This is a genomic window from Nocardia seriolae NBRC 15557 (genome assembly GCF_007990715.1).
In the GTDB taxonomy this organism is placed as follows: Bacteria; Actinomycetota; Actinomycetes; order Mycobacteriales; family Mycobacteriaceae; genus Nocardia; species Nocardia seriolae.
Genome location: NZ_BJWY01000253.1, coordinates 1 through 1,922 on the forward strand (window position 1 = coordinate 1; position 1,922 = coordinate 1,922).

At 64.8% G+C, this 1,922-nt stretch carries 1 protein-coding gene; it reads left to right on the forward strand.

The window, feature by feature from the left end; all coding sequences use genetic code 11:
- The first annotated feature begins 240 nt into the window (after window positions 1-240).
- The gene (glnA, locus tag NS2_RS35545; protein ID WP_033091758.1) at window positions 241-1,677 is read left to right on the forward strand and encodes a type I glutamate--ammonia ligase; all 1,437 of its coding nucleotides are present in this window, start codon (window positions 241-243) and stop codon (window positions 1,675-1,677) included.
- Window positions 1,678-1,922: the final 245 nt, after the last annotated feature.

A 1,922-nucleotide genomic window follows, 5' to 3' on the forward strand; every position in this document is an offset into this window, starting at 1 on the left:
AGTATTAACAGCCGCTTCGGCCTGGTCGATGGCAGGATGTCGGTGCTGGTCGAGCATTGCTCGGCGACCGCTGCGGCGTCTTCGCGAACCCGGGGGCACCGCCGAACCCCCGGCCAGCAGTGCGTGTAACACTGGCGAAACACAGCCTTGATTACAGGGAAACACCGCGTCCATACCGTGTGGTCGCGACGAACCCATGCAGTCACCACTGGCTGGGAACCGATCCGTAAGGAGTACTAAGTGGCGTTCAGCACGGCCGACGAGGTCATCAAGTACATCAAGGAGGAGGAGGTCGAATACGTCGACGTTCGGTTCACCGACCTCCCCGGTGTGCAGCAGCACTTCTCGATCCCGGCGAAGGCGTTCACCGCTGATCTCGCCGAGGAAGGCCTCGCGTTCGACGGTTCGTCCGTCCGCGGCTTCCAGTCGATCGACGAGTCGGACATGCTGCTGCTCCCCGACTTCAGCACCGCCCGGATCGACCCCTTCCGTGCCGCGAAGACGCTGAACCTGAACTTCTTCGTGCACGACCCGTTCACCCGCGAGGCCTACTCCCGCGACCCGCGCAACATCGCGCGTAAGGCCGAGGAGTACTTGAAGTCGACCGGCATCGCCGACACCTGCTACTTCGGTGCCGAGGCCGAGTTCTACATCTTCGACTCGATCCGCTACGACTCGGCGATGAACGGCGCGTTCTACGAGATCGACTCGATCTCCGGTTCCTGGAACACCGGCGCGGAGTACAACGCCGACGGCACCCCGAACCGTGGCTACAAGGTCCGCAACAAGGGTGGCTACTTCCCCGTCGCCCCGTACGACCACTACGTCGACCTGCGCGACAAGATCTCGACCAACCTGCAGAACGCGGGCTTCGAGCTGGAGCGCGGCCACCACGAGGTCGGCACCGCCGGTCAGGCCGAGATCAACTACCGCTTCAACACCCTGCTGGGCGCCGCTGACGACCTGCAGCTGTTCAAGTACATCGTCAAGAACACCGCGTGGCAGGAGGGTAAGACCGTTACCTTCATGCCGAAGCCGCTCTTCGGCGACAACGGCTCGGGCATGCACGCCCACCAGTCGCTGTGGAAGGACGGCAAGCCGCTGTTCCACGACGAGGCCGGCTACGCGGGCCTGTCGGATCTGGCGCGTCACTACATCGGCGGCATCCTGCACCACGCCCCGTCGCTGCTGGCGTTCACCAACCCGACCGTGAACTCCTACCACCGTCTGGTGCCGGGCTACGAGGCCCCCATCAACCTGGTGTACTCGCAGCGCAACCGCTCGGCCGCGATCCGCATCCCGATCACCGGCTCGAACCCGAAGGCCAAGCGCATCGAGTTCCGCGCGCCGGACTCCTCGGGTAACCCGTACCTGGCCTTCGCCGCCATGATGATGGCCGGCCTGGACGGCATCAAGAAGAAGATCGAGCCGATGGCTCCGGTCGACAAGGACCTCTACGAGCTGCCGCCCGAGGAGGCCAAGAACATCCCGCAGGCCCCCACCTCGCTGGCGTCGGTCATCGACCGCCTCGAGCAGGACCACGACTACCTCACCGAGGGCGGCGTGTTCACCGAGGACGTCATCGAGACCTGGATCGACCTCAAGCGCACCCAGGAAATCGCGCCGGTCAACCTGCGTCCGCACCCCTACGAGTTCGAGCTCTACTTCGACGTCTAAGTCGAAGGCGCGCAAGCGATCTCACGAAGCCCCATCCGCATCGGCGGGTGGGGCTTCGGCCTTTTCCAGGGCCCCGGAATTCCGGTGATCGCACGGCCGGTAAAGTGATAACGCGAAAGTTACCGGGCGACAAGGTGATTCGATGGGCCGTCCAGCGGATGTCCCGGTGGGTGGGGCGCGAGGCTCGGCGAGCGGGAGGGTCCGTGGGTAGGTCCGCGGCGGGAGCGTAAGCCGCCCTAGTGTCC